This window comes from uncultured Cellulomonas sp., from assembly GCF_947494015.1.
GTDB lineage: Bacteria > Actinomycetota > Actinomycetes > Actinomycetales > Cellulomonadaceae > Pengzhenrongella.
On sequence record NZ_CANLTL010000012.1, the window covers coordinates 126964 to 147557 of the forward strand.

The following is a 20594-nucleotide window of genomic DNA, read 5'->3' on the forward strand; positions in this document are numbered from 1 at the left end:
GGAGCCGGCGGGGCGCGGCGTCAGCGCCGCGCCCGCCGCAGCACCGGCAGGCGCCGCAGCACCCGCAGTCGCTCGGGCAGCGCCCGCACGACCCGCAGCGGCCCGGTGATGCGCCAGGACACGGTCCGCCGGACGGCGTCGTGCGTGGCCCGCTCCAGGCGCAGCTCCTCGCGCAGCGCGTCCGCGTCGGCGACGACCGCCGCGACGTCACGCACCACCCGCAGCGGGGCGTCCAGCGCGATCGCGTCGGACGCCTCGACCGTCAGGCCGAGCACGACGGACTGGAACGCCCGCTCGCGCTCCCAGTGCTCCACCAGCGTGCGGTCGTCCAGCTCGACCCCGTACCGGGACGCGACCGCCGTGATCAGGTCCCGCAGCTGCAACGGCGTGCCGCCGGCCGGGGACCGGACCGCGAGCAGCGAGGCGAGGGAGTCGTACAGCGCGCGGAACACGACGTAGGACGACGGCACCGGCCCCTGCGCGCACCACTCGAGGTCGATGAACTGCGCCGACCCGTCGGCGTCCACCAGGAGGTTGCGCGGCAGCGCGTCGACCAGGCCGCCGTCGACCGTCCCGGCCGGCGTCGGGTCGCCGGTCGTGGCGCCGAACGCGTCCCACCAGGTGCCGAACCACCCCGCCACGTCGTCGACGGTCCAGCCGTCCCGGCCCACCACGTCGGCCAGGACGTCCGTCCACGGCCGCGCCCGCACGTAGGGCTCGTCCACGAGCAGCATCCGGGTGCCGGCGACGGTGTCCGGCAGCTGCGGCAGCACCCGCTCGCGGCGCACCTCGAGCCCCGTGCCGGTCGCCCTGAACGCGGTGGCCTTGGCGAACTCGGGACGGCGGTCGGTGCTGCCGTAGTACCAGGCGACCGTGCGCGACGCCGGCAGCGGGCGGGTGGAGGCCCGCACCAGGAAGGAGTTGGCCAGGTCGGGCAGCAGCCCGTTGCGGTGCACCGCCCGCCAGGCGCGCTCGAGGTCGAAGGTGGTGACCTCGGGCCGCTGGTGGTCGGCGCGACCCGACGGCACCACCAGCGGCAGCGGGTCGAAGTCGGCCCCCGGAAGCAGCGCGGCCTCGGTCACCACCGACGTCGGCAGCTTGTAGTCCGGGAACGGGTAGTACCAGGCCTGCTCGTCCAGGCCGGCGTCCGACAGCCGCCGACGCAGCTCGCCCCGACCGAAGGTGACGACCGTGCCGGCGTCGTAGCGGTCCTCGACGCCGAACATCCGCCTCCCGACGTGGTCCTCGGGGAAGCCCGCCAGGTACTTCAGCCCGAGCTGGTTCTCGATCGCGAGCACGAGCTGGCCGCCGGGTGCGAGCAGGGACGCGAGGTGCTCGAGCATCGCGTCCACCGGGTCGCGGCCGGCCGCGGGGAAGAACAGCCGGCTGTACTCCAGCACCCCGATGACCACCACGGTGCCGAACGCGCCCGGCGCGACCAGCCCCTGCACGGTGTCCGCGACCACCCGGACGCCGGGCAGGTCACGGCACCGCTCCACGCACGTCGCGGCGCGGCGCGGCGACCCCTCGATCGCCACCACGTCGTGGCCGTGCTCGCCGAGCACGCGGGTGACCGCGCCCATCCCGGCGCCCACCTCGAGCACGGGCCCGTCGAGGTCGTCGAGCAGGGGCCGCAGCAGGTTGGCCCGCTGCGAGCTCAGGTGGTAGCGGGACGGCCAGTCCCGGATGCCCGCGGCCAGCTCGCGCGAGAAGGTGCCCACGTCCGTGGCGGCACGCACGGTGTCACCGATCCAGGTCTCGACGTGGTCGCCGTCGTTGTAACGGAAGTCGGGCCGGGCGCCGTCGGGCACCCACAGGCCGCGCTGGGCGTCCTCGCGGTAGCCGAGCGCCGACAGGTCGATGGTCATGGTGTCCGTTCCGGGGAGCAGCGAGGTCGGGCGGTGCACGGCCCGCAGGTCAGGCCGGCACGGTCGCCGCGAGGACCGCGCTCGCCGCGGCCGACCACCTCGCTCGCCAGTCGCCGATGGGCTCCACCCCGGCCCGCCGCGACGCGTCGTGGCCGAGCACCGAGTACGCGGGCCGTGGTGCCGGACGGACGAACGCCCCGCTGGTGGTCCGCCGCACGATCGCGGGGTCCATGCCTGCCGCGGCCACGACCTCGCACGCGAAGCCGTGCCAGGAGGTCTGGCCGGACGCGGTGCCGTGGTAGGTGCCGCTGGGCGCGTCGGCCTCGACCAGGCGCACGACGAAGTCGGCGAGGTCGACGGTCCAGGTCGGCTGCCCGACCTGGTCGTCGACGACGTCGAGCCCACCGCGCTCCGCGGCGACGCGGGCGATCGTCCTGGGGAAGCAGGGGCCGCCCGCGCCGTACAGCCAGGCGGTGCGCACCACGAGGTGGTCCGGGGCCTCGGCCCGCACGGCCCACTCCCCGGCGGCCTTGGTCCGCCCGTAGGCCGACCGGGGGGCCATCGGCGCGTCCTCGGCGTACGGGGAGTCGGCCGCGCCGTCGAACACGTAGTCGGTCGAGACCTGGACCAGGCGGGCACCGTGCACGGCCGCGGCCCGGGCCAGCAGACCGGCCGCCGTCGCGTTCACCGTGAAGGCGTCGCCCTCGCGGGTCTCCGCGTCGTCGACGGCGGTCCACGCGGCGCAGTTGACCACGACGTCGTGGCCCCGGACGGCGTCGGCCACGGGGCCCGCCGCGGTGACGTCCAGGGTCGTGCGGTCGGTCGCGGTCACGTCGTGCCCGCGGTCACGCAGCGCGGCCACGACGTCCTGCCCGAGCATCCCGCCCGCACCTGCCACCAACCAGCGCACACCCGCTCCTCACGTCTTCCCCGCCACACGACCGCCCCAGCCTACGGGTGGGCGCCGTCCGCCCGTGCCGGTCAGCGCAGCGTGGGACGCAGCCGCGGCATCCGGCCGAGCTCGCGCTCGAGCCACCGGTCCCGCACGAGCGTGCCGGCGCGCAGCCCGCGCACGAGCGCCGGGACGGTCAGGCACCGCGCCCGGTAGGCGTCCTCGAGGGTCCCGGCGGCCAGGCGCGCATGGTCCGCGCGCCAGTGCCAGCCGACCTCCGGGTCCAGCTCGGTGTTCGCCGCGTACGCGGACCCGCCGTTGGCGATCTTCGTGCGGAACTGCGGCCAGGACCGCAGCGGCACGTGCAGGACGTCCAGCGGCTCGGTCTCCAGCCGCGCCCCGAGCAGCGGCCCGACGGCGTCGTGGTTGCCCTGCGGGACGACGACGTCCGGGTCGCCGCGGTGGCACACCTTGGGCGCCAGCGGGGTGCCCCGCTCGCTCACCGTGCGCAGGTTGCGCCAGCGCAGCCGGCGCACCCACGGTCGGCCGCGGCCCAGCCGCCCCACGTCCGGGAAGCCGACCAGGTCGGTGCGGCGCGCGAGCACCGTGCCGCGGTCCGCGGGCACCTCGGCCAGCACGTCGACCAGGCGGCGGGACCGGTCGGCCGGGACCCAGAACTCGTCCGCGTCGAGGTTGATCACCCAGTCCGCCCCGTGCACGCTCGCGGCCCGCCGCGCCATCGCGGTCACCCACCGGGCCTGCCGGTAGTCGTGCGACGGCTCGTGGTGCAGCTCCAGGACGCCGGCCCGCTGGTAGGCCCGCAGCACCTCGACGGTCCCGTCCACCGACCCGTTGTCCGTCGCGACGACCATCGCCACGCCCTGGGCGAGGTGGTGCTCGATGGTGGCCGCGACGACGTCGGCCTCGTCGCGCACCAGCAGCGTGGCGACGAGCCTCACCCGGCCTCCTCGGTGAGCAGCCGGCGGGCGGTCGCCAGGGCCCCGCGCCCGTCCGCCGCGAGGTGCACCCCCGGCAGCGCGTGGGTCCAGGTCTCGACCGTGGCCGACACCTTGCCGTAGGCGTTGTCCAGCACGACGTGCGGGATCCCGAGCATCGCGCACAGCAGGTGCCCGTGCAGCTTGTCGGTGACCACGACGCGCGAGCCGCTGAGCAGGTCCAGACCGTGCCGGACCCACCGCCGCCCGAGCGGGTCGTAGGTCCGGGCCACCACGGCGTGCGCCGGACGGGCCCAGCGCACACCGTCGTCACCGGCACGCCACCGGTGCGCGACCGCGCCGTTGACCCGGAGCATCCACCGTCCGGCCCGGTCCCAGCCGGCCTGCGCGGCCGCGATGCCCTCCATCCACTCCACCCGGGTGACGTCGGCGTCCTCGGGGCCCGGCTCGTCGTAGGGCACGTGCTCGGGGTCGCCGGGGCGCCGGGCCAGCCACAGGACCGGCCGGGTGACCGGGACGGTCCGCGCCAGCCGGCCCAGGCCCAGCGCGTGGTCCGGGGACAGCGCGGGCTCCACGCCGAGCTGCTCACGCGCCCGGGTCACCGACGCGTGCTCGCGGACCAGCAGCCGGAAGCCGCCGTGCGCGGCGACGACGTCGGCCATCGCGGCGGCGTTGGCCGGGTCCCGGAAGTGGACGCTCTGCGGCAGCTGCAGGACGGGGTTGTGCCGCAGCTCGCGCAGCACCCGCATCCGGGTGCCCTGCTGCCCGGCGTACAGGTCGCCGAGGTTCCCACCGCCGTTGAGGAGCACCGGGGCGTCGCCCACGGCGCGGCGCAGCGCGCGCGGGTCGGTGTCCCACCACGCGGAGCGGTACCGGACCCGCACGCCCAGCTCGGCGAGCAGCGCCCGGGTGCCGAGCCAGATCGCCGGGTCGCCCGGGTTGCCGTGGTTGGGGAAGTTCACCAGCGCGACCGTCCGGGCGCCGTCCAGCGCGGTCGCCAGCACGTCGCGCGCCACGTCGCGCAGCGCCTCGACCGACCGCGGCGCCGAGGCGGGAGCCGCTGCCGATGCCGCTGCCGATGTCCCCACGCTGCCCACCTCCACCGGCCGGGTGCCGCGTCGACGGCGGCCGGTGTCCCGGCCGCACCGATCGGTCACCCTAGCGGGCCGCCGCTAGGCTGACCGGCGCCGTGACAGCGGCCACCCGACGTGAGGAGAGCCCGACCGTGGAGTTCCGCGAGCTCAGTGTCCCCGGGGCCTGGGAGTTCACCCCCCGCCAGTTCGGCGACCCGCGAGGCGTGTTCCTCGAGTGGTTCAAGTCCGGCCCGTTCGCCGAGGCGGCCGGCCACGCGCTGGACCTGCAGCAGGCCAACGCGTCGGTGTCCGCGGCGGGCGTCATGCGCGGCATCCACTTCGCCGACGTGCCGCCCGGTCAGGCCAAGTACGTCACCTGCGCCAAGGGTGCGGTGCTCGACGTCGCGATCGACGTCCGGGTGGGATCGCCCACCTTCGGCCGGTGGGACACCGTCCTGCTGGACGACGTCGACCGGCGCGCGGTCTACCTGTCCGAGGGGCTGGGCCACGCCTTCCTGTCGCTCGAGGACGACTCCACGGTGCTGTACCTGTGCTCGACGGGGTACTCCCCCGGCCGAGAGCACGGCATCCATCCCCTGGACCCCGAGGTCGGCATCGAGTGGCCGACCGTCGACCGGGCGGGGCGGCCGCTGACGCCGCAGCTGTCCGACAAGGACCAGGCCGCACCCGGCCTGAGCGAGGCCCGTGAGCAGGGCCTGCTGCCGACGTACGCCGCAGTGCAGGAGTACGTGGCGTCGCTGCGGGGCTGACCCGTCGCCCGGCGGGCGCTCAGCCGGCTGCGCGGTGCGCGGACCGGAACGCCTCGACGTGCACCTCGGCGGCGGCCGCCCAGGTGAACTGCGCCGCGCGCCGCACCGCCGCCCGGCCGAGCGAGTCCCGCTCGCCCGGCGCGTCGAGCAGCGCGGCCAGCCCGGCGGCGATCGCGGGCTCGTCCGGCTCGCAGTACGCGACCGCGTCGCCGCCGACCTCGGGCAGCGACAGCTCCCGCGTGGTGAGGACGGTCGCGCCGCAGGCCATGGCCTCCAGCACCGGCAGCCCGAACCCCTCCCCGAGGCTGGGGTAGGCGAGCACCCGGGCCCCGCTGAGGAAGGGCGCCAGGTCGTCCACCGGCAGGTAGCCCGTGCGCCGGACGTCCAGGTGCGCCGGGACCGCGTCGATCGCCGGCTGCACCCGGTCGTCCCAGCCCGGGCCGCCGGCCAGGACGAGCGCCGGCGGGTCGGGACGGTCGGCCACCGCGGTGACCCAGGCACGCACCAGCGCGGGCACGTTCTTGCGCGGCTCGAGGGTGCCGAGGAACCCGACGTAGCTGCGTCCGGCGAGCCCGAGCGACGCCGCGACCCGCTCCCGCTCGCCGTCGTCCACCGGGTGGAACACCGCCGGGTCCACCCCGTGCGGGGCGACGTGGAAGCGCCGGGGGTCCCCACCGGCGTGCTCGAGCACCGCCGACCGGGTCGCCTGGGACGGCACCACCAGGGCGGCGGCCCGGCGCACCGCCACCCGGGTCGCCGTCCGGAAGAACCGCGCCTTGACCGGCGAGTGCAGCTCGGGGTGGCTGAAGAAGGTCGCGTCGTGCAGGGTCACCACCACGGGCACCCGCGAGCCCAGCGGCATCGTGTAGTGCGGGCTGTGCACGACGTCGGCGGCGACGCGCCGGGCCAGGGCGGGCAGCCCGGTCTGCTCCCACACCAGGCGCCGCGGCCGGTCGGCGATGCCCGGCACCGCGACGACGTCCGCCCCCGGCACGGTCTGCCCGAACGCCTCGGCGTCGCGCGCCTGGGCCGCGACCACCAGCGACACCCCGAGCCGGGCGACCTCGGGCAGCAGCGCCTCGACGTAGCGCCCGACGCCGCCGCGCTCGGCCGGGATGGCCGTCGCGTCCACCAGGACCCGCATCGTTGTCTCCTCGTCCGTCGGCGAAGGTGCGGCCCCATCCCACCACGCCCGCGCGGGCGCTCCGGGCACGGCCCCACCGGGGACCGCTCGGTAGGGTCCGGCGCATGCCGACCCGACTCCCCACCACGGTGGCCATGGTCACCGAGCAGTGCTGGCAGCGCGTCCCGGGCGGGTCGGCGACGTACGTCGTCGAGCTGAGCCGGGCGCTCGCGGACCGCGACGACACCCGGCTGGTCGGGGTGACGGCGCTGCACCGGCGCGGCGACGTGCCCCGCCCGGGGCTGGAACCGACCGTGGACCGCAGCGCCGTCGCGCCGCTGCCCCGCGCCGCGCTCTACCGGGCGTGGAACCGGGTCGGCGCCCCGCGCCCCGAGCAGCTGGCCCGCGGGGTCGACGTCGTGCACGCCACGACCTGGGCGGTGCCGCCCACCCGGCGCCCGCTCGTGGTCACCGTGCACGACGTCGCGTTCCTCACCGAGCCCGAGCACTTCACCGCGCGCGGGGTCGGGTGGTTCCGGCGCGGGCTGCAGCGGGTGGTCGCCGAGGCCGACGCCGTCGTCGTCCCGTCCCGGGCGACGTGGCAGGAGTGCGTCGCCGCGGGCATCGAGCCCGGACGCCTGCGACTGGTGCCGCACGGCGTCCGGGTGGTGCGTGCCGAGCCGGGCGCCGTCGAGGCGTTCCGGCGCCGCCAGGGGCTGAGCCGCCCGTACGTGCTGTGGACCGGCACGCTCGAGCCGCGCAAGAACGTCGGCGCTCTGCTGACCGCGTTCGAGCGCCTCACGGCCGCCGACCCCGGGCTGGACCTGGACCTGGTGCTGGTCGGCCCGACCGGCTGGGGCGACGTGCCGCGGCCGGCGTCGGACCGGGTCCGCCGGCTCGGGCGCCTGTCGCCCGCGGACCTCGCGTGCGCGTACGAGGGGGCCCGCGCCTTCTGCTTCCCCTCCACCCGTGAGGGGTTCGGCATGCCGGTGCTCGAGGCGATGGCGCACGGCGTACCGGTGGTCACCTCGGCGGGGACGTCGATGGCTGAGGTGGCCGGCGACGACGCGCTGCTGGCCGACCCGCGCGACCCCGACGCGATCGCTGCGCAGCTGCTGCGGGCGGTCGGCGCCGACCACGACGCGCTCGCCGCGGCCGGGCTGCGCCGCGCCGGCGAGCGCACCTGGGCGCAGGCGGCCGCGGCGACCGTCGAGGTCTACCGCACGGCGGCCGGCTGACCCCGGCGGGCCGCCCGGGTCCGCCGGCGCCGTCAGAGGGGCTCCGAGGGCTCCGGGGCGGTGCGCCACCACCGGTTAGGATCCTGGGCGTGCCCCTGGACCACTCGCGCGCGCTCGTCGTGCTGCCCGCCTGGAACGAGGAGGAGTCGCTCGGCGGGGTCCTCGCGGAGATCGCCGAGACGCTGCCGGGGATGGGGGTGCTCGTGGTCAGCGACGGCTCGGTGGACCGCACGAGCGCGGTGGCCCGCGCCGCGGGCGTCCCGGTGCTCGAGCTCCCGATCAACCTGGGCGTCGGCGGCGCCATGCGGGCCGGGTACAAGTACGCCGAGCGTCATGGCTACTCGGTGATGATCCAGCTCGACGCGGACGGCCAGCACGACCCGCGCGACGTGCCGTCCCTGCTCGCCGAGATGGACCGCGAGCGGGCCGACGTCGTCATCGGGGCCCGCTTCGCCGGCATCGGGTCCTACAGCGTGCGCGGCCCGCGGCGCTGGGCCATGAAGCTGCTGTCCGGCACCCTGTCCCGCATCGCCGGGACGACGCTGACCGACACGACCTCCGGCTTCAAGGCGTGCGGTCGGCGAGCGATCTCCCTCTACGCCCGCAACTACCCCGCGGAGTACCTCGGCGACACGGTGGAGGCGCTAGTGACCGCGTCCCGCGCCGGGATGGTCGTACGGCAGGTGGGGGTGCAGATGCGGCCACGCAGCGGCGGCACCCCGTCGCAGTCGCCGGCGCAGGCCGCGCTGTTCCTCGGTCGTGCCGTGCTCGCCCTGGCCCTGGCCCTGACCCGTCCCCGGGACGTGCTCACCGAGGAGGCGCACCGATGAGCGGGTACCTGCTGGCCATCGGGCTGTCGGTCGTCTTCCTCGTCCTGCTGTTCGTGCTGCTGTCCACCCGCCGGCTGCGGGAGAAGTACGCGGCGATCTGGATCGCGCTCGCCCTGGGCGTGTGCGTGCTCGGCGCCTTCCCCGGGCTGGTGTTCTGGCTGACCCGCGTGACCGGCGTCGAGGTGCCGGCCAACCTGGTGTTCGCCCTGGCGATGACGGTCCTGCTCGCGGTGTGCCTGCAGCTCAGCGGTGAGATCTCCAACCTGGAGGAGGAGACCCGCACGATCGCCGAGGAGCACGCCCTGCTCGAGGCCCGGGTGCGCGAGCTCGAGCAGGCCGCGCCGGTGCGCTCCGTGCCGTCGGCCCCGTCGGCGCCCGCCGTGGCGTCGGCGCCCTGCGTGCCGCCGGCACCCTCGGTGCCGGACGGGCACCCGGCCCCGAGCGCCGAGGTCTGAGCGTCGACGACGGGCGGGTCACCGGTCTGCAGGCCGTGCGCGACCGGGCCCGGCGCAACCCGCTGCTGGCCTACGTCCTGGTGGGTGGCCTGAGCTACGCCGTCGACGCCGGGCTGCTGCTCGCCCTGTCGAGCGGGCTGGGCGTCGCGGTGTGGGTGGCCGCGACCGTCGGCTACTGGACGTCGGTGGTGGTGAACTTCGGGCTGAACCGGCTGCTGTTCCACACCGGCGCCGGCGGTGTGCACCGGCACGCGGTGCGCTACGGCGCCCTGCTGGCGGTCAACTACCTGGTCACGCTCGGCGTGCTGCACCTCGGCGAGCAGCTGGGCGTGCCGCTGCTGGTGACCAAGACCTTCGCCGTGGGCCTGACGACCTGCTGGAACTTCGTGCTGTACCGGGTGTGGGTCTTCCGCTGAGCCCGCCGCGCGGGCACGACGGCGGGCGGCGGCGTCAGGCCGGCCGGCCCCGGCCCGTGGCGACGTGCGTGCCGGCGTCGTCGGGCACCGTGGTCGCGCCGCCCGGGTCGGCGACGTCGGCCTCCGCGCCGTCCGCGTCCGGCGCGTCGACGGCGCGCGCGTCGCCCGTGCGGGACGGGCCGGGCTCGGCCGCACGCAGCAGCGCGACGGCGACCAGCGCCCACCCGGCGGCGTAGGCCGCCAGCAGGACCCACGGGTTGACCGGCGGCAGCCAGGACGTGGCGCTCCACCCGATCCACTCCCCCGACGCGCCGTTGACGTACCGGTGCATGTTCACCGCGTACGCGACGACGTGACCGGCCGCGACCACCAGGACCGCCAGGCGCAGCACCCGGCGGTCGAGCCACGCAGGCAGGCCTCGGTCGCGGGCCTGCACGGCCAGGCCGGCCAGCACCGGGAGGCCGACCGCCAGCGGGAGCATGTAGCGCCCCTGCCAGATGACGCCCAGGTAGCGCGCCTGGAAGTACTGCACCGCGACCGGCAGCCCCAGCACCACCAGCGCCGTGCCGGCCATCGCGACCAGGACGCGGGCGCGCGCGAGCGCCACCCCGAGGCCCACCACCAGCCCGACCACCCCGGCGAACGCGTAGTAGAGCCAGCCCGGCAGGGTGGTGTCGAGCCAGCCGAAGATGCCGATCATGCTCTGCAGGTAGTAGCTGGTCTGCCCCAGGGTGGTCGCGACGATCGGCAACCCGACGAGCTCGGGGTTGATCACCCGGCTGACCGTGGGCAGCGCGTCGGCGAGCAGGATCCACAGCCCGGCCGCGACGCTGCCCGCGGCGGCCAGCGCGATCCACGGCCACGACCGCCGGTCCCGGAGGACCGCCAGCACGCCCGACCACGGCGAGGCGACCAGCACCGCGACCAGCAGCACGACGAGGAAGAGCGGGCTCATCCCGCGCGAGTTCACGAACAGCACACCGATCAGGGCGATCCGCGCGAGCCGGCGGGTCAGCAGGTCCGGCCGCGGGTAGCGCAGCGTCGTGAGCAGGCACACCCACAGCGCGATCGCACCCATCACCTCGGTGGTCTGCGGGTTCACGGCGCTGGACAGGTAGATGACCATGGGGGTGGTCGCCGCGAGCAGCCCGTACACCAGCCAGTGCGCGCGTCCCACCTCGGCCAGCGTCCGCACCGCCGCCGCGAACATCGCGCTGGCCAGCACCGCGCTGACCAGCCGCATGAGGTAGAGCGTGTGCTCGCCGACCGGGAACAGGCTGGGCACGCCGACCACCGCGTAGTACAGCGGGTTGTAGGCGGCGGCCGTGGTGACGACCGGGGTCTGCTCACCGAGGTCGCCGTCGAGCTCGGGCTGGCAGCTCGCGGGCTGGTCGGGCTCGAAGGCGATGCAGTACTGCAGCTCGATGGCCGCCTCGAACAGCTCGGGGACCTCCGCCTCGCCCGACCCGGCCGGCAGCCCCTCGGTGTCGGGCACCCACTGCCCGCGCACGGTCGCCGCCGCCTTCGTGGCGTGGGACGCCTCGTCGACCGACGCGATCAGCGGGTTGCCGACCACCCACCCGGAGGTGACCAGCAGCATGGCGACGAAGGACAGCCAGAACACCCCACGCGGGGTCCGGGGCGCCCACGGCCGCCGGCGCCCCGGCGTGGCGGCCACGCTGCCGAGGCCCGTGCCGTCGCCGCCCGGCAGCGTCGCGGCGGTGCTCATTCGGCGGTGCTCATTCGGCAGTGGCCGTCCGCACGTCCTGCCCGGCCGGCACCAGCGCGACCGGCGGGCTGAAGTTCTCCCACCTGCTGCCCAGCACGATCGGCCCGCCGGACTCGCGCGGAGCGCCCACCATGACCTCGAACCGCGCCGCGCGGCGGTGCTGGTCGTAGTCGTGCGTGATCTGCTCGTCGACCACCGACGTGTTCAGCTCGAACACCCCGGGCTGCAGCGGCAGCGCGGGCACGACGAGGTCGACCGACCCCGAGCCCTGCAGCCGGGCCGGCACGAAGCCCGCGTCACGGGTGTGGTGCGACCACAGGTGGGTGCCCTCGAGCGTGTGGATCGAGGCGCCGAAGACCGGCGTGTCCACCCCGCCGGGGGCGACGTAGTGCAGCCGCACCGTCATCGCGTCCCCGGTCCGGAAGGTGCGCTGGTCCTGGCCGTGGGCGTCGAGGAGCTCGACCCGCTCGACCTGGATCTCCCCCGAGCCCCAGCGCATGCCGCCGTCGGTCACCTCCTGCGCGGCGTGCCCGGTCTCGGTGTACTCGTCGACGATGTCGGTCGCCTTGCCGACGTCGACCAGGGTGCCGTGGTCCAGCCACGCCGCCCGGTCGCACAGGCTGCGCATCTCGCCCAGCCCGTGGCTGACCACGACGACGGTGCGCCCGTCGTTGCGGAACTCGGCGAACTTCTCCCGGCACTTCTCCTGGAACTGCATGTCGCCGACGGCGAGGATCTCGTCCGCGAGCAGGACGTCCGGCTCGACGTGGATCGCGATGGAGAACCCGAGGCGCACGTACATGCCGGAGGAGTAGTTCTTGACCGGCTGGTCGATGAACGCGCCGATCCCGGCGAAGTCGACGATCGCCTCGAGCTTGAGGTCGATCTCCCGCTTGCTCATGCCCAGGATCGAGCCGTTGAGGTAGATGTTCTCGCGCCCGGTCAGCTCGGGGTGGAACCCGGACCCGAGCTCGAGCATCGCCGCGACCCGTCCCCGGGTGGTGATCGTCCCGGTGTTGGGCTGCAGGATGCGGGCGATGCACTTGAGCATCGTCGACTTGCCCGAGCCGTTGTGGCCGAGCAGCCCGAAGGTGCCGCCCTCGGGGATCTCCAGGGAGACGTCCCGCAGCGCCCAGAAGTCCTCGTACGTCGCGCGGCCGCGCCGCAGGATCGTCGCCTTGAGCGACTGGTTGCGGTCCCGGTACACCCGGAAGGACTTGGAGACGTCGTCGACGACGACGGCCGGTGTGCTCACAGCTCCTCCACGACCCGTGCCGAGAACTTGCGGAAGACCAGCAGCCCGACCAGCACCGACGCGACCGCCCACGCCAGGCAGATGACCCACTGCCCCGCCGTCGGCCACGCGTAGTCGTAGATCATCGTGCGGAACGCACCGGTGAACGCGGCCGCCGGGTTGAGGCCGTAGATCAGCTCGAGCGGGATCGCCTGGCCGAGCACGGTCCAGCCCCGGTCGTCCACGCGCTGCTGGACGTCGTCGGTGATGAGCGTCAGCGGGTAGATGATCGGGGTCGCGTAGAACCACAGCTGCATGAACAGGCTCATGATGTGCTGGGTGTCGCGGAAGTAGACCATCGCGATCGACAGGCTCATCGCGATCCCGATGGCGAAGGCGCTGATCAGGACCATGAACACCGCGATCGCCGGGACGAACAGCAGGACCTCGAACCCGCCGGCCAGGCCCACCACGACCAGCAGGACGCCCATCTCGATGGCGAACGTCAGGGTCATCGACAAGATGACCGACATGGGCAGCACGAACCGGGGGAAGTAGACCTTGGTCAGCAGGCCGGAGTTCACCACCAGCGAGTTCATCCCCGCGGTGATCGCCCCGGACATGAAGTTCCACGGGATGAGGGCGGCGGCGAGGAACAGCACGAACACGTGCAGGTCGCCGTTGCGGCTGGGCTGGAACGGCACCCGCAGGAACAGCCCGAACACCACGCTGAGGATGGCCAGGGTCACCAGCGGGTTGATGAACGACCACAGCCGACCGAGCGCGGTGCGCTTGAACTGGGTGCGCACCTCGCGCACGGTCAGGTTGCGGACGATCTCGAACGAGCGCTGGCGGTCCTCGCGGACGCTGCTCGATGCCCCGCCGGCGAGTCGTCGCGACGAGCCGCCGGGCGGCGACGTCGGGGACGTGGTGGGTGAGACTGCCATGTGGCGATGGTCCTCAGGGGTCGACTGGCGGGACGTGGACATGCTAGGTGACGCGCCCGGGCCACCCCGACCGGCCGGTGACCGGTCGGGGGCGGCCCGGGCGCCTAGGCGCCGCCCGCGGGCGGCGGGCGCCGCGCCAGCGGGTTGACGTACGGGTCCTCGTCCAGCCCCACGCTCCAGCGCCGGCGCAGCGTGGCGACCTCGCGGTCGGTGACCGTGGGGACGCGGGTCTGCGACTCGTAGTGGTCCAGCGTCGCGTACGGCGTGTAGAGGTTGCGCAGACCCGCCGCCCGGGCCTTCAGGCACAGGTCCACGTCGTTGAAGTTCAGCGGCAGCGCCGGCGAGAAGCCCCCCAGCCTGCGGAACGTGTCCGCGCGCACCACCTGGCACGCGGCCGTGACCGCCAGCCGCTCACCGGTGAGCTGGGCCAGCCCCCCGAGCTCGAGGGTGTCGGCGGCGGCCCGGAACAGCACGTGGGTCGGGATGCCCTCGTGGGCGTACACGCCGGCGTGCTGCAGCGTGCCGTCGGCGAACAGCAGCCGGGCACCGACCAGGCCGACGTCGTCGGCGTCCAGCAGCGAGGTCAGCTCGTGCAGCCAGCCGGCCGACCGCACCTGGGTGTCGTCGTTGAGGAAGCACAGCACCTCCCCGGTGGCGGCGGCCGCCCCGAGGTTGCACTTGCGCGAGAAGTCGAACTCGCCCTGGAACGGCACGCTCACCCAGTCCCCGCCGGTGATCTGCTCGATCTCGGCGAGCACCGGCGCCGGGGTCTCGGCGTCGTGCACGACGACCAGCTCCAGGTCGGGGTAGCGGTCCGCCGCCCACAGGCCGCGGACGAGCTCGACGACGTGCACCCGGGTGAACCCGTGCACCACCGACGCCCCGCCGCGGGTGGGCACGACGACGCTGACCCGCTCCCCCCGGGACCGGCGCACCACCCGCTGTCCCACCGGCCGCCCGTCGACCTCCACCGGGGAGACGCTGACGGCGTCGATGCCGACCCGGGCGCAGTGCTCGGCGACCACCCGGCAGCGGTCGGCGGCCGCGCCCACGACGTACGGCGGCTCGGCCGGCCAGGCCCGGGCGTCGCGGTGGTAGTACGTGCCGGGCACGTGCGCGGGAGCCCCCGACCGTTCGGACACGCGCAGCACGAGGTCGTACCAGCCGGCGCTCCCGGTGCTCGGGTCGACGCCGCCGACGTCGTGCACCGCGGCGGTCGGCAGCACGGCCAGGGCCACCGCGTAGGGCTGCGACCGCAGCAGCTCCGGGGAGTACCCCGGCTTGAGCCAGGCCTCGAGCAGGCCGCCGTCCGGCGCGACCGTGCCCTCGTCGGTGTACACCCACGAGTCGGGCGACGCGGCGTCGGCGACCACCTCCAGCGCGTCCTGGGCGAGCATGTCGCCGGGCTCCACGACGGCGACGTAGGTGCCGCGGGCCTGCGCCAGCGCGGCCGCGAGGTGCTCGGCGTCGGTCGTGCCCGCGCTGCGCACCGGCGACACCCGCGGGTCACGGGCGGCGATCTCGTCGACCTCGGCCGCCGTCGCGGGGGCGGTGCCCGGCGCGACGGCGACGACCCACTGCCACCGGCGCGACGTCTGGGACTCCAGGGAGGCGAAGGTCCGGTGCAGCGACGCCGGGGCCGACACCACGGTCAGCACGGTGACGACCGGCAGGTAGCTCACCGGCGACGCCGCCCCGCCTCGGCGGCCCGGGCCCGCTGGAGCTCGTCGACCTGGCCCCGCAGCGCGTGCACCTCCTCGGTCAGCGCCTGCACCGCGGCCTGGGCCGCGTCGCGCTCGACGGTCGCCGCGGCCTCGCGCTGCGCCGCGCGCTCGGCACGCTCCTCGGCGCGCACGGCCCGCAGCTCGGCGCGCACGCTCAGCGCGCGCGCCGTCCCGGCCTCGGCCTCGAGGCCGCGGACGAGGTCACGCAGGTACAGCTCGGCCTCGGGCGGCAGCATCGCCAGCTGGGCCTGCACGTCGTCGGTGCGGCTCGCCGTCTCGGGTGTGCGCATGCGGGGCCACGACTCCTTCGAGGTAGCGGTCACCGGGCGGCACCCGGCCGGTCGCGCCGCGCGCTATACAACCACCAATCGGCGGGTGCTCTAAGGTGAGCGGGCCAGCCGAGCGGGACTGCGGCTCCCCTGGAGCCCGAGAGCGCGCCCGGGCCCAGCAACCGCCAGCGGAGGCGCCCCCGACATGGCCCAGCACGCGCCGAGCACCACCCCGCGCCGTTCGGTCCTCGTCCTGACGGACGACGTCCTGTCCTCCTCGATGGCCGGTCCGGCGATCCGGGCGTGGAACATCGCCGAGGTGCTCGCCGACCACCACGACGTGCGGCTGGCCTCGACGGTGCGGTCGGAGGCGAGCTCGCCGCGGTTCGCCGTCTGCGACGGGACGCCCGAGCGTCTGCGCGGCATCGCCGAAGGGCAGGACGTCGTCGTCGTGCAGGGCTTCACCCTGGCCAAGAACCCGTGGCTGGCCGACCTCGGTGCGCGGGTCGTGGTCGACCTGTACGACCCCATCCACCTGGAGATCCTCGAGATGGCCCGGCAGGAGACCGCGCGCCGCCGCACCGAGATGCTGCAGGCCTCGGTCCGCGCGCTGCAGGTCCAGGCCCGGGCCGGCGACTTCTTCCTGGCCGCCTCCGAGCGGCAGCGTGACTTCTGGCTGGGGCACCTCGCCGCCTGGGGGCGGGTCAACGACGCGACGTACCGCCAGGACCCGACGCTGCGCGCGCTGATCGACGTCGCGCCGTTCGGGATCCCCCGCGAGCCCGCCACGACGGCCTCGCCGGCGATCAAGGGCCGGATCGACGGGATCGGCCCCGACGACGTCGTGCTGCTGTGGGGCGGCGGCGTCTACAACTGGTTCGACCCGGTGACCCTGGTGCGTGCGCTCGGCGAGCTGCGCGACTCGGCGCCGGCCGTGCGGCTGGTGTTCATGGGCACCACCCACCCGTCCATGGCCGACCCCGAGACGGCCGCCCTGCGCGAGGCGGTGCGCGCGGCCACCGACCTCGGGCTGGTGGGCACGCACGTGTTCTTCACCGAGGGCTGGGTCCCGTACGCGCAGCGGGCAGGCTTCCTGACCGACGCCGACCTGGGCGTCTCGACCCACTTCGACCACGTCGAGACGTCGTTCTCCTTCCGCACCCGCATGCTCGACTACCTGTGGGCCGGCCTGCCGATCGTGTGCACGTCCGGGGACACGTTCGCCGACCTGGTCGCCGAGCACGACCTCGGCCGCGTGGTGCCGCCGCGCGACCCGGCGGCCCTCGCCCGGGCGATCACCGAGCTGCTGGACCCCGACGTCCGGGCGGGCTGCACCGACCGCATCGCCGCAGTGCGTGAGCGCTTCCGGTGGGACGTCGCGCTGCGCCCGCTGGTGGACTACGTCGCCGAGGCACCCCGGGCCGCCGACCTGGCGGTGCGCACCAGTGCCGTCGGACGGGCCGCCGCACTGGGCGCCCGGGTGGACGACCTGGCCGGCGAGGTCCGGCGGTACGTCGAGGCCAACGGCTGGCAGCGCCTGGCGCGCCGAGCCGGGCAGCTGGTCTGGCAGCGAACCCGTTCCCTCACGCACCTCTAGGACCCGCATGCGCATCGTCGTCGTCTCCTCGCACTTCCCGCCCAACTTCGTCTCGGGCGGGACGCTCGTGCCGTACCGCGCCGCCCTGGGGCTGGCGCAGCGGGGCCACGAGGTGTTCGTGTACGCGGGCCGGATCGACCCGTCCAGCCCCGACGGGGAGGTCACCGAGGAGCGCACCGCCGACGGTCTGACGATCCGGTGGGTCACGTGCACGTCGGCGACGGAGTGGGCCTCGGACACCAACTTCTCCAACGGCGAGGTGGAGGCGGACTTCGCCGCCTACCTGCAGGCCGTCCGGCCCGACGTCGTGCACGTGCACGCCATCCAGGGCTTCGGCGGCGGGCTGGTCCCGCTCGCGCGCGCGGCGGGAGCCGCGGTGGTGATCACCATGCACGACCTGTGGTGGTGGTGCGCCCGCCAGTTCATGGTGGAGCCGTCGATGCACGCGTGCCCGGTGGTCCCGGCCGCCGGCGTGTGCCCGTGCGCGCGGGACAACGCGTGGCTGCAGGCGCGCAACCACCGGCTCGCCGCGCAGGGCCGCACGGCCGACCTGGTGCTCACCCCGTCGGCGAGCATGCGCCGCATCCTGGTCGCCAACGGCGTCGACCCGGCGCGGGTCCAGGTCGACGAGAACGGCGTCCCGGACGACGTCGTCCGCGTCGACCCGGTGGCGCCCGGCAGCGTGCAGCAGGAGCAGGAGCAGGCGCCCCGCACCGGTCCGCTGCGGCTGATGTTCGCCGGCGGCACCCACGCGCTCAAGGGCGGCCCGCTGCTGCTGGAGGCCGCCGCCCGCCTGGTGGACCGGCCCGGCTGGGAGCTGGAGATGTACGGGTGGGAGGGCCGCACGGTCCCGGCGCACCTCGAGGGCCACGTGCGGTTCCGGGCGCCGTACGCACCGCACGAGGCCGCCGAGGTGCTGGCGGCCCACGACGCGCTCGTCCTGCCGAGCCTGGCCCGCGAGTCGTACTCGCTGCTCACCCGGGAGGCGCTGCGGGCCGGGCTGCCGGTCCTGACCTCCGACACCCCCGGGCCCACCGAGGCGGTCCGGGACGGGGTCAACGGGCTCATCGTGCCGATCGGCGACGTCACCGCGCTCGCCGCGGCGATGGAGCGGCTGATCAGCGAGCCGACCCTGCTCGCCGACCTGGCGCCCGACCGCAGCGCGGTGCGGCTGCGCACCGTGGACGAGCAGGTCGACGCGAACGTGGCCCAGTACGAGCGGCTGCTCGCCGAGCGCTCCGCGGCCGAGGCCGCCGAGGCGGCGGCGGCGACCCTCGAGGTGACCGACCGGCCGCTGCCGCCCATCCGGCAGGTGCTGCTCGCCAGCGGCATCGGCAGCGCGCCGCTGCGCTACCGCGGCCGGCTGCCGCAGGAGGGACTGGCGCTGCACGGCGTGCGGATGGACGTGCGGATGTACCGCGACGTCGACGTCGCCCGGCTCGCCCGGTCGACCGACGCGCTCGTGCTCTACCGCACCCCGGCGACCGAGCAGGTGCTCGACCTCGTCGCGATGGTCCGGGCCCGCCCCGGTCCGGTGCCGGTGCTCTTCGACATCGACGACCTCGTCGTCGACCCCGACCTGCACGCCGAGATCGACCCGCTGCTCGAGGTCCTCGACCCCGAGGACCGCCGCCGCTACTGGCAGGGGGTGCGCCGCTACCGCACCACGCTGGAGTCGGCCGACGCCTTCATCGGGTCCACCGACCCGCTGTGCGCGGCGATCCACCGGCTGACCGGCATGCCGGTCCACCGCTTCGCCAACGGCGTGGGCAGGCACCTGGCCCAGGCGAGCGACCACGCGCTGCGCCAGCCGCGCCGGCCGGGTCCGCTGCGCATCGGCTACCTGTCCGGGACCAACACCCACAACGCCGACTGGGCCTTCATCGAGGGGGCCGTGATCGACGCGATGCAGGCGCGACCGGACCTGGAGCTGTGGCTGGGTGGCCTGCTGGACGTCTCGCCGCGGATGGACCCGTACACCGCGCGCGTGCGGCGCCTGCCGCTGATGTCCTGGCTGGAGCTGCCCACCGTGCTGCGCGACCTGGACGTCAACCTGGCGCCGCTGAACGTCGGCACCCAGTTCAACGAGGCCAAGAGCGCGATCAAGCACCTCGAGGCGGCGCTCGTCGAGACGCCGACGATCGCCTCACCCACCCAGCCGTTCCGGGAGGCGATCCGGCACGGGGCCACCGGCTACCTCGCGCACTCCGCCGCGGAGTGGACCGAGCTGCTGCTGCGCCTGGTCGACGACGCCGCGCTGCGGTCCTCGATGGGGCAGCGCGCCCGCACCGAGGTGCTGCTGGACCTGTCCCCCGCCCTGCAGGGGCGCCGCTACCTCCAGATCCTGCAGTCGGCCCAGGCGGACGTGGCCGAGCACGGGCACCGGCCGATGCTGGCGGGCTTCACCCCGGAGACCGAGAACGAGCCGTTCTTCCGGTGGGACGCCGAGCCGTACGAGGGCGCCCCGTGGCTCCAGGCGCCCGGTCGCCCGGGCGAGCCGGCAGCCCGCGACCTGCGCCGCATCGTCTCGGACTACCGGGTCAGCGCGTTCGGGTACCTCGCCGACCAGGGCGTCGCCGCCACGACCGTCAAGGTCGCGACGGTCGCCGGGCGACTGCCCGCACGCGCCCTGCGCCGGCTGGCCCGCTAGGCACCGCCGGCGGACGCGCCTGTCGCGCCGCTGCCGTCCGGCCCCTCGACGAAGTGGCCGGGGGGCCGGACCGCCGTGCTCAGCGCGGGACCTCCACGCCCACGGTGAACGACGCCCCGGGCGCGACCGTGAACGTCTGCGGCCCGGGCAGGGTGAACCCGGCCGGCACCGCCACCGCCACCGCGCAGTACGTCCCGGGGAACGCCGAGATCGGGAACGACCCGTCCGCCGCCGTGCGCATCCGGGAGAACACCGTCGAGCACGTCGCGTTGCGGATCTCGAACACCGCACCGACCACCGGCGCGCCCCCGGACGTGGCCACCAGCCGGCCCGACGACGCCGCCGCCGGCACCTCGACCCGGGCCGTGAACCCGCCGGCCCCGACCGCGAACGTCAGCGGCCCCGGCAGGGTGAAGCCGGCCGGGACCGACACCGCCACCGCGCAGTAGGTGCCCGGGAACGCCGTCACCGGGAAGGAGCCGTCCGCGCCCGTGCGCATCCGGGAGAACACCGTCGAGCACGTCGCGTTGCGGACCTCGAACACCGCACCGGCCACCGGCACGCCCCCCGAGGAGGCCACCACCCGGCCCGACGACGCCGCCGCCGGCACCTCGACCCGGGCCGTGAAGGCGCCCGCCCCGACCGCGAACGTCTGCGTCGCCGGCAGCGCGTACCCCGACGGCACCGACACCGCGACCAGGCAGTACGTCCCGGGGAACGCCGTCACCGGGAACGCCCCGTCCGCGCCCGTGCGCATCCGGGAGAACACCGTCGAGCACGTCGCGTTGCGGACCTCGAACACCGCACCGGCCACCGGCACGCC

18 protein-coding genes are annotated in these 20594 nt (G+C 75.3%); 7 read left to right on the plus strand and 11 right to left on the minus strand.

Going from position 1 to position 20594, the window contains the following annotated elements; genetic code table 11:
* Positions 1-20: 20 nt before the first annotated feature.
* From Q0840_RS14125 to Q0840_RS14140, 4 genes are all read right to left on the minus strand, one after another.
* The gene (locus Q0840_RS14125; RefSeq protein WP_298460417.1) at positions 21-1868 is read right to left on the minus strand and encodes a methyltransferase; all 1848 of its coding nucleotides are present in this window, start codon (positions 1866-1868) and stop codon (positions 21-23) included.
* Between the two features lie 49 nt (positions 1869-1917).
* Positions 1918-2778 carry a dTDP-4-dehydrorhamnose reductase gene (gene rfbD / locus Q0840_RS14130; RefSeq protein ID WP_298460419.1) on the minus strand — a complete coding sequence of 287 codons (861 nt, stop codon included), beginning with the start codon at positions 2776-2778 and terminating at the stop codon, positions 1918-1920.
* 71 nt (positions 2779-2849) lie between these two features.
* Entirely contained in the window at positions 2850-3719 is an 870-nt protein-coding gene (locus tag Q0840_RS14135) for a glycosyltransferase family 2 protein (RefSeq protein WP_298460421.1), read from the minus strand.
* Positions 3716-4804, minus strand: coding sequence for a polysaccharide pyruvyl transferase family protein (locus tag Q0840_RS14140; protein ID WP_298460423.1), 1089 nt, complete (start codon positions 4802-4804; stop codon positions 3716-3718). The genes Q0840_RS14135 and Q0840_RS14140 overlap by 4 nt, the downstream gene beginning before the upstream one ends.
* 137 nt (positions 4805-4941) lie before the next feature.
* On the opposite strand from Q0840_RS14140, the gene Q0840_RS14145 reads away from it, so the two are divergent.
* On the plus strand, positions 4942-5559 hold the full coding sequence (locus tag Q0840_RS14145; RefSeq protein WP_298460460.1) for a dTDP-4-dehydrorhamnose 3,5-epimerase family protein: 618 nt from the start codon (positions 4942-4944) through the stop codon (positions 5557-5559).
* Between the two features lie 19 nt (positions 5560-5578).
* Here the strand turns inward: Q0840_RS14145 and Q0840_RS14150 are convergent, their stop codons facing one another.
* Positions 5579-6703 (minus strand): glycosyltransferase family 1 protein, encoded by a 1125-nt coding sequence (locus Q0840_RS14150; protein WP_298460425.1) that lies wholly within the window; start codon positions 6701-6703, stop codon positions 5579-5581.
* 104 nt (positions 6704-6807) lie between these two features.
* On the opposite strand from Q0840_RS14150, the gene Q0840_RS14155 reads away from it, so the two are divergent.
* The 4 genes from Q0840_RS14155 (at position 6808) to Q0840_RS14170 (ending at position 9621) form a co-directional block, all read left to right on the plus strand.
* On the plus strand, positions 6808-7920 hold the full coding sequence (locus tag Q0840_RS14155) for a glycosyltransferase family 1 protein (protein ID WP_298460427.1): 1113 nt from the start codon (positions 6808-6810) through the stop codon (positions 7918-7920).
* A gap of 89 nt (positions 7921-8009) precedes the next feature.
* Positions 8010-8750, plus strand: a complete 741-nt coding sequence (locus tag Q0840_RS14160; RefSeq protein WP_298460429.1) for a glycosyltransferase family 2 protein — start codon at positions 8010-8012, stop codon at positions 8748-8750.
* Entirely contained in the window at positions 8747-9205 is a 459-nt protein-coding gene (locus Q0840_RS14165) for a DUF2304 domain-containing protein (RefSeq protein WP_298460431.1), read from the plus strand. The genes Q0840_RS14160 and Q0840_RS14165 overlap by 4 nt, the downstream gene beginning before the upstream one ends.
* 35 nt (positions 9206-9240) lie before the next feature.
* Positions 9241-9621 (plus strand): GtrA family protein, encoded by a 381-nt coding sequence (locus Q0840_RS14170; protein ID WP_298460433.1) that lies wholly within the window; start codon positions 9241-9243, stop codon positions 9619-9621.
* A gap of 34 nt (positions 9622-9655) precedes the next feature.
* Here Q0840_RS14170 and Q0840_RS14175 read toward each other — a convergent pair whose 3' ends face one another.
* From Q0840_RS14175 to Q0840_RS14195, 5 genes are all read right to left on the minus strand, one after another.
* Positions 9656-11350, minus strand: coding sequence for a DUF2142 domain-containing protein (locus Q0840_RS14175; protein ID WP_298460435.1), 1695 nt, complete (start codon positions 11348-11350; stop codon positions 9656-9658).
* Between the two features lie 10 nt (positions 11351-11360).
* Entirely contained in the window at positions 11361-12605 is a 1245-nt protein-coding gene (locus tag Q0840_RS14180; RefSeq protein WP_298460437.1) for an ABC transporter ATP-binding protein, read from the minus strand.
* The gene (locus tag Q0840_RS14185; protein ID WP_298460439.1) at positions 12602-13531 is read right to left on the minus strand and encodes an ABC transporter permease; all 930 of its coding nucleotides are present in this window, start codon (positions 13529-13531) and stop codon (positions 12602-12604) included. The genes Q0840_RS14180 and Q0840_RS14185 overlap by 4 nt, the downstream gene beginning before the upstream one ends.
* Positions 13532-13635: 104 nt before the next feature.
* Positions 13636-15213, minus strand: coding sequence for a glycosyltransferase (locus tag Q0840_RS14190; RefSeq protein ID WP_298460441.1), 1578 nt, complete (start codon positions 15211-15213; stop codon positions 13636-13638).
* Positions 15210-15545 (minus strand): hypothetical protein, encoded by a 336-nt coding sequence (locus tag Q0840_RS14195; protein WP_298460443.1) that lies wholly within the window; start codon positions 15543-15545, stop codon positions 15210-15212. Before Q0840_RS14195 ends, Q0840_RS14190 begins: the two co-directional genes overlap by 4 nt.
* A gap of 184 nt (positions 15546-15729) precedes the next feature.
* On the opposite strand from Q0840_RS14195, the gene Q0840_RS14200 reads away from it, so the two are divergent.
* Complete coding sequence (locus tag Q0840_RS14200; RefSeq protein WP_298460445.1) at positions 15730-17121, plus strand: glycosyltransferase; 1392 nt, start codon at positions 15730-15732, stop codon at positions 17119-17121.
* A gap of 7 nt (positions 17122-17128) precedes the next feature.
* Positions 17129-19771, plus strand: coding sequence for a glycosyltransferase (locus Q0840_RS14205; RefSeq protein WP_298460446.1), 2643 nt, complete (start codon positions 17129-17131; stop codon positions 19769-19771).
* A 79-nt stretch (positions 19772-19850) separates the two neighbouring features.
* Here the strand turns inward: Q0840_RS14205 and Q0840_RS14210 are convergent.
* Positions 19851-20594: collagen binding domain-containing protein (locus Q0840_RS14210; protein ID WP_298460447.1), on the minus strand; the 744-nt coding region annotated here is incomplete at its 5' end.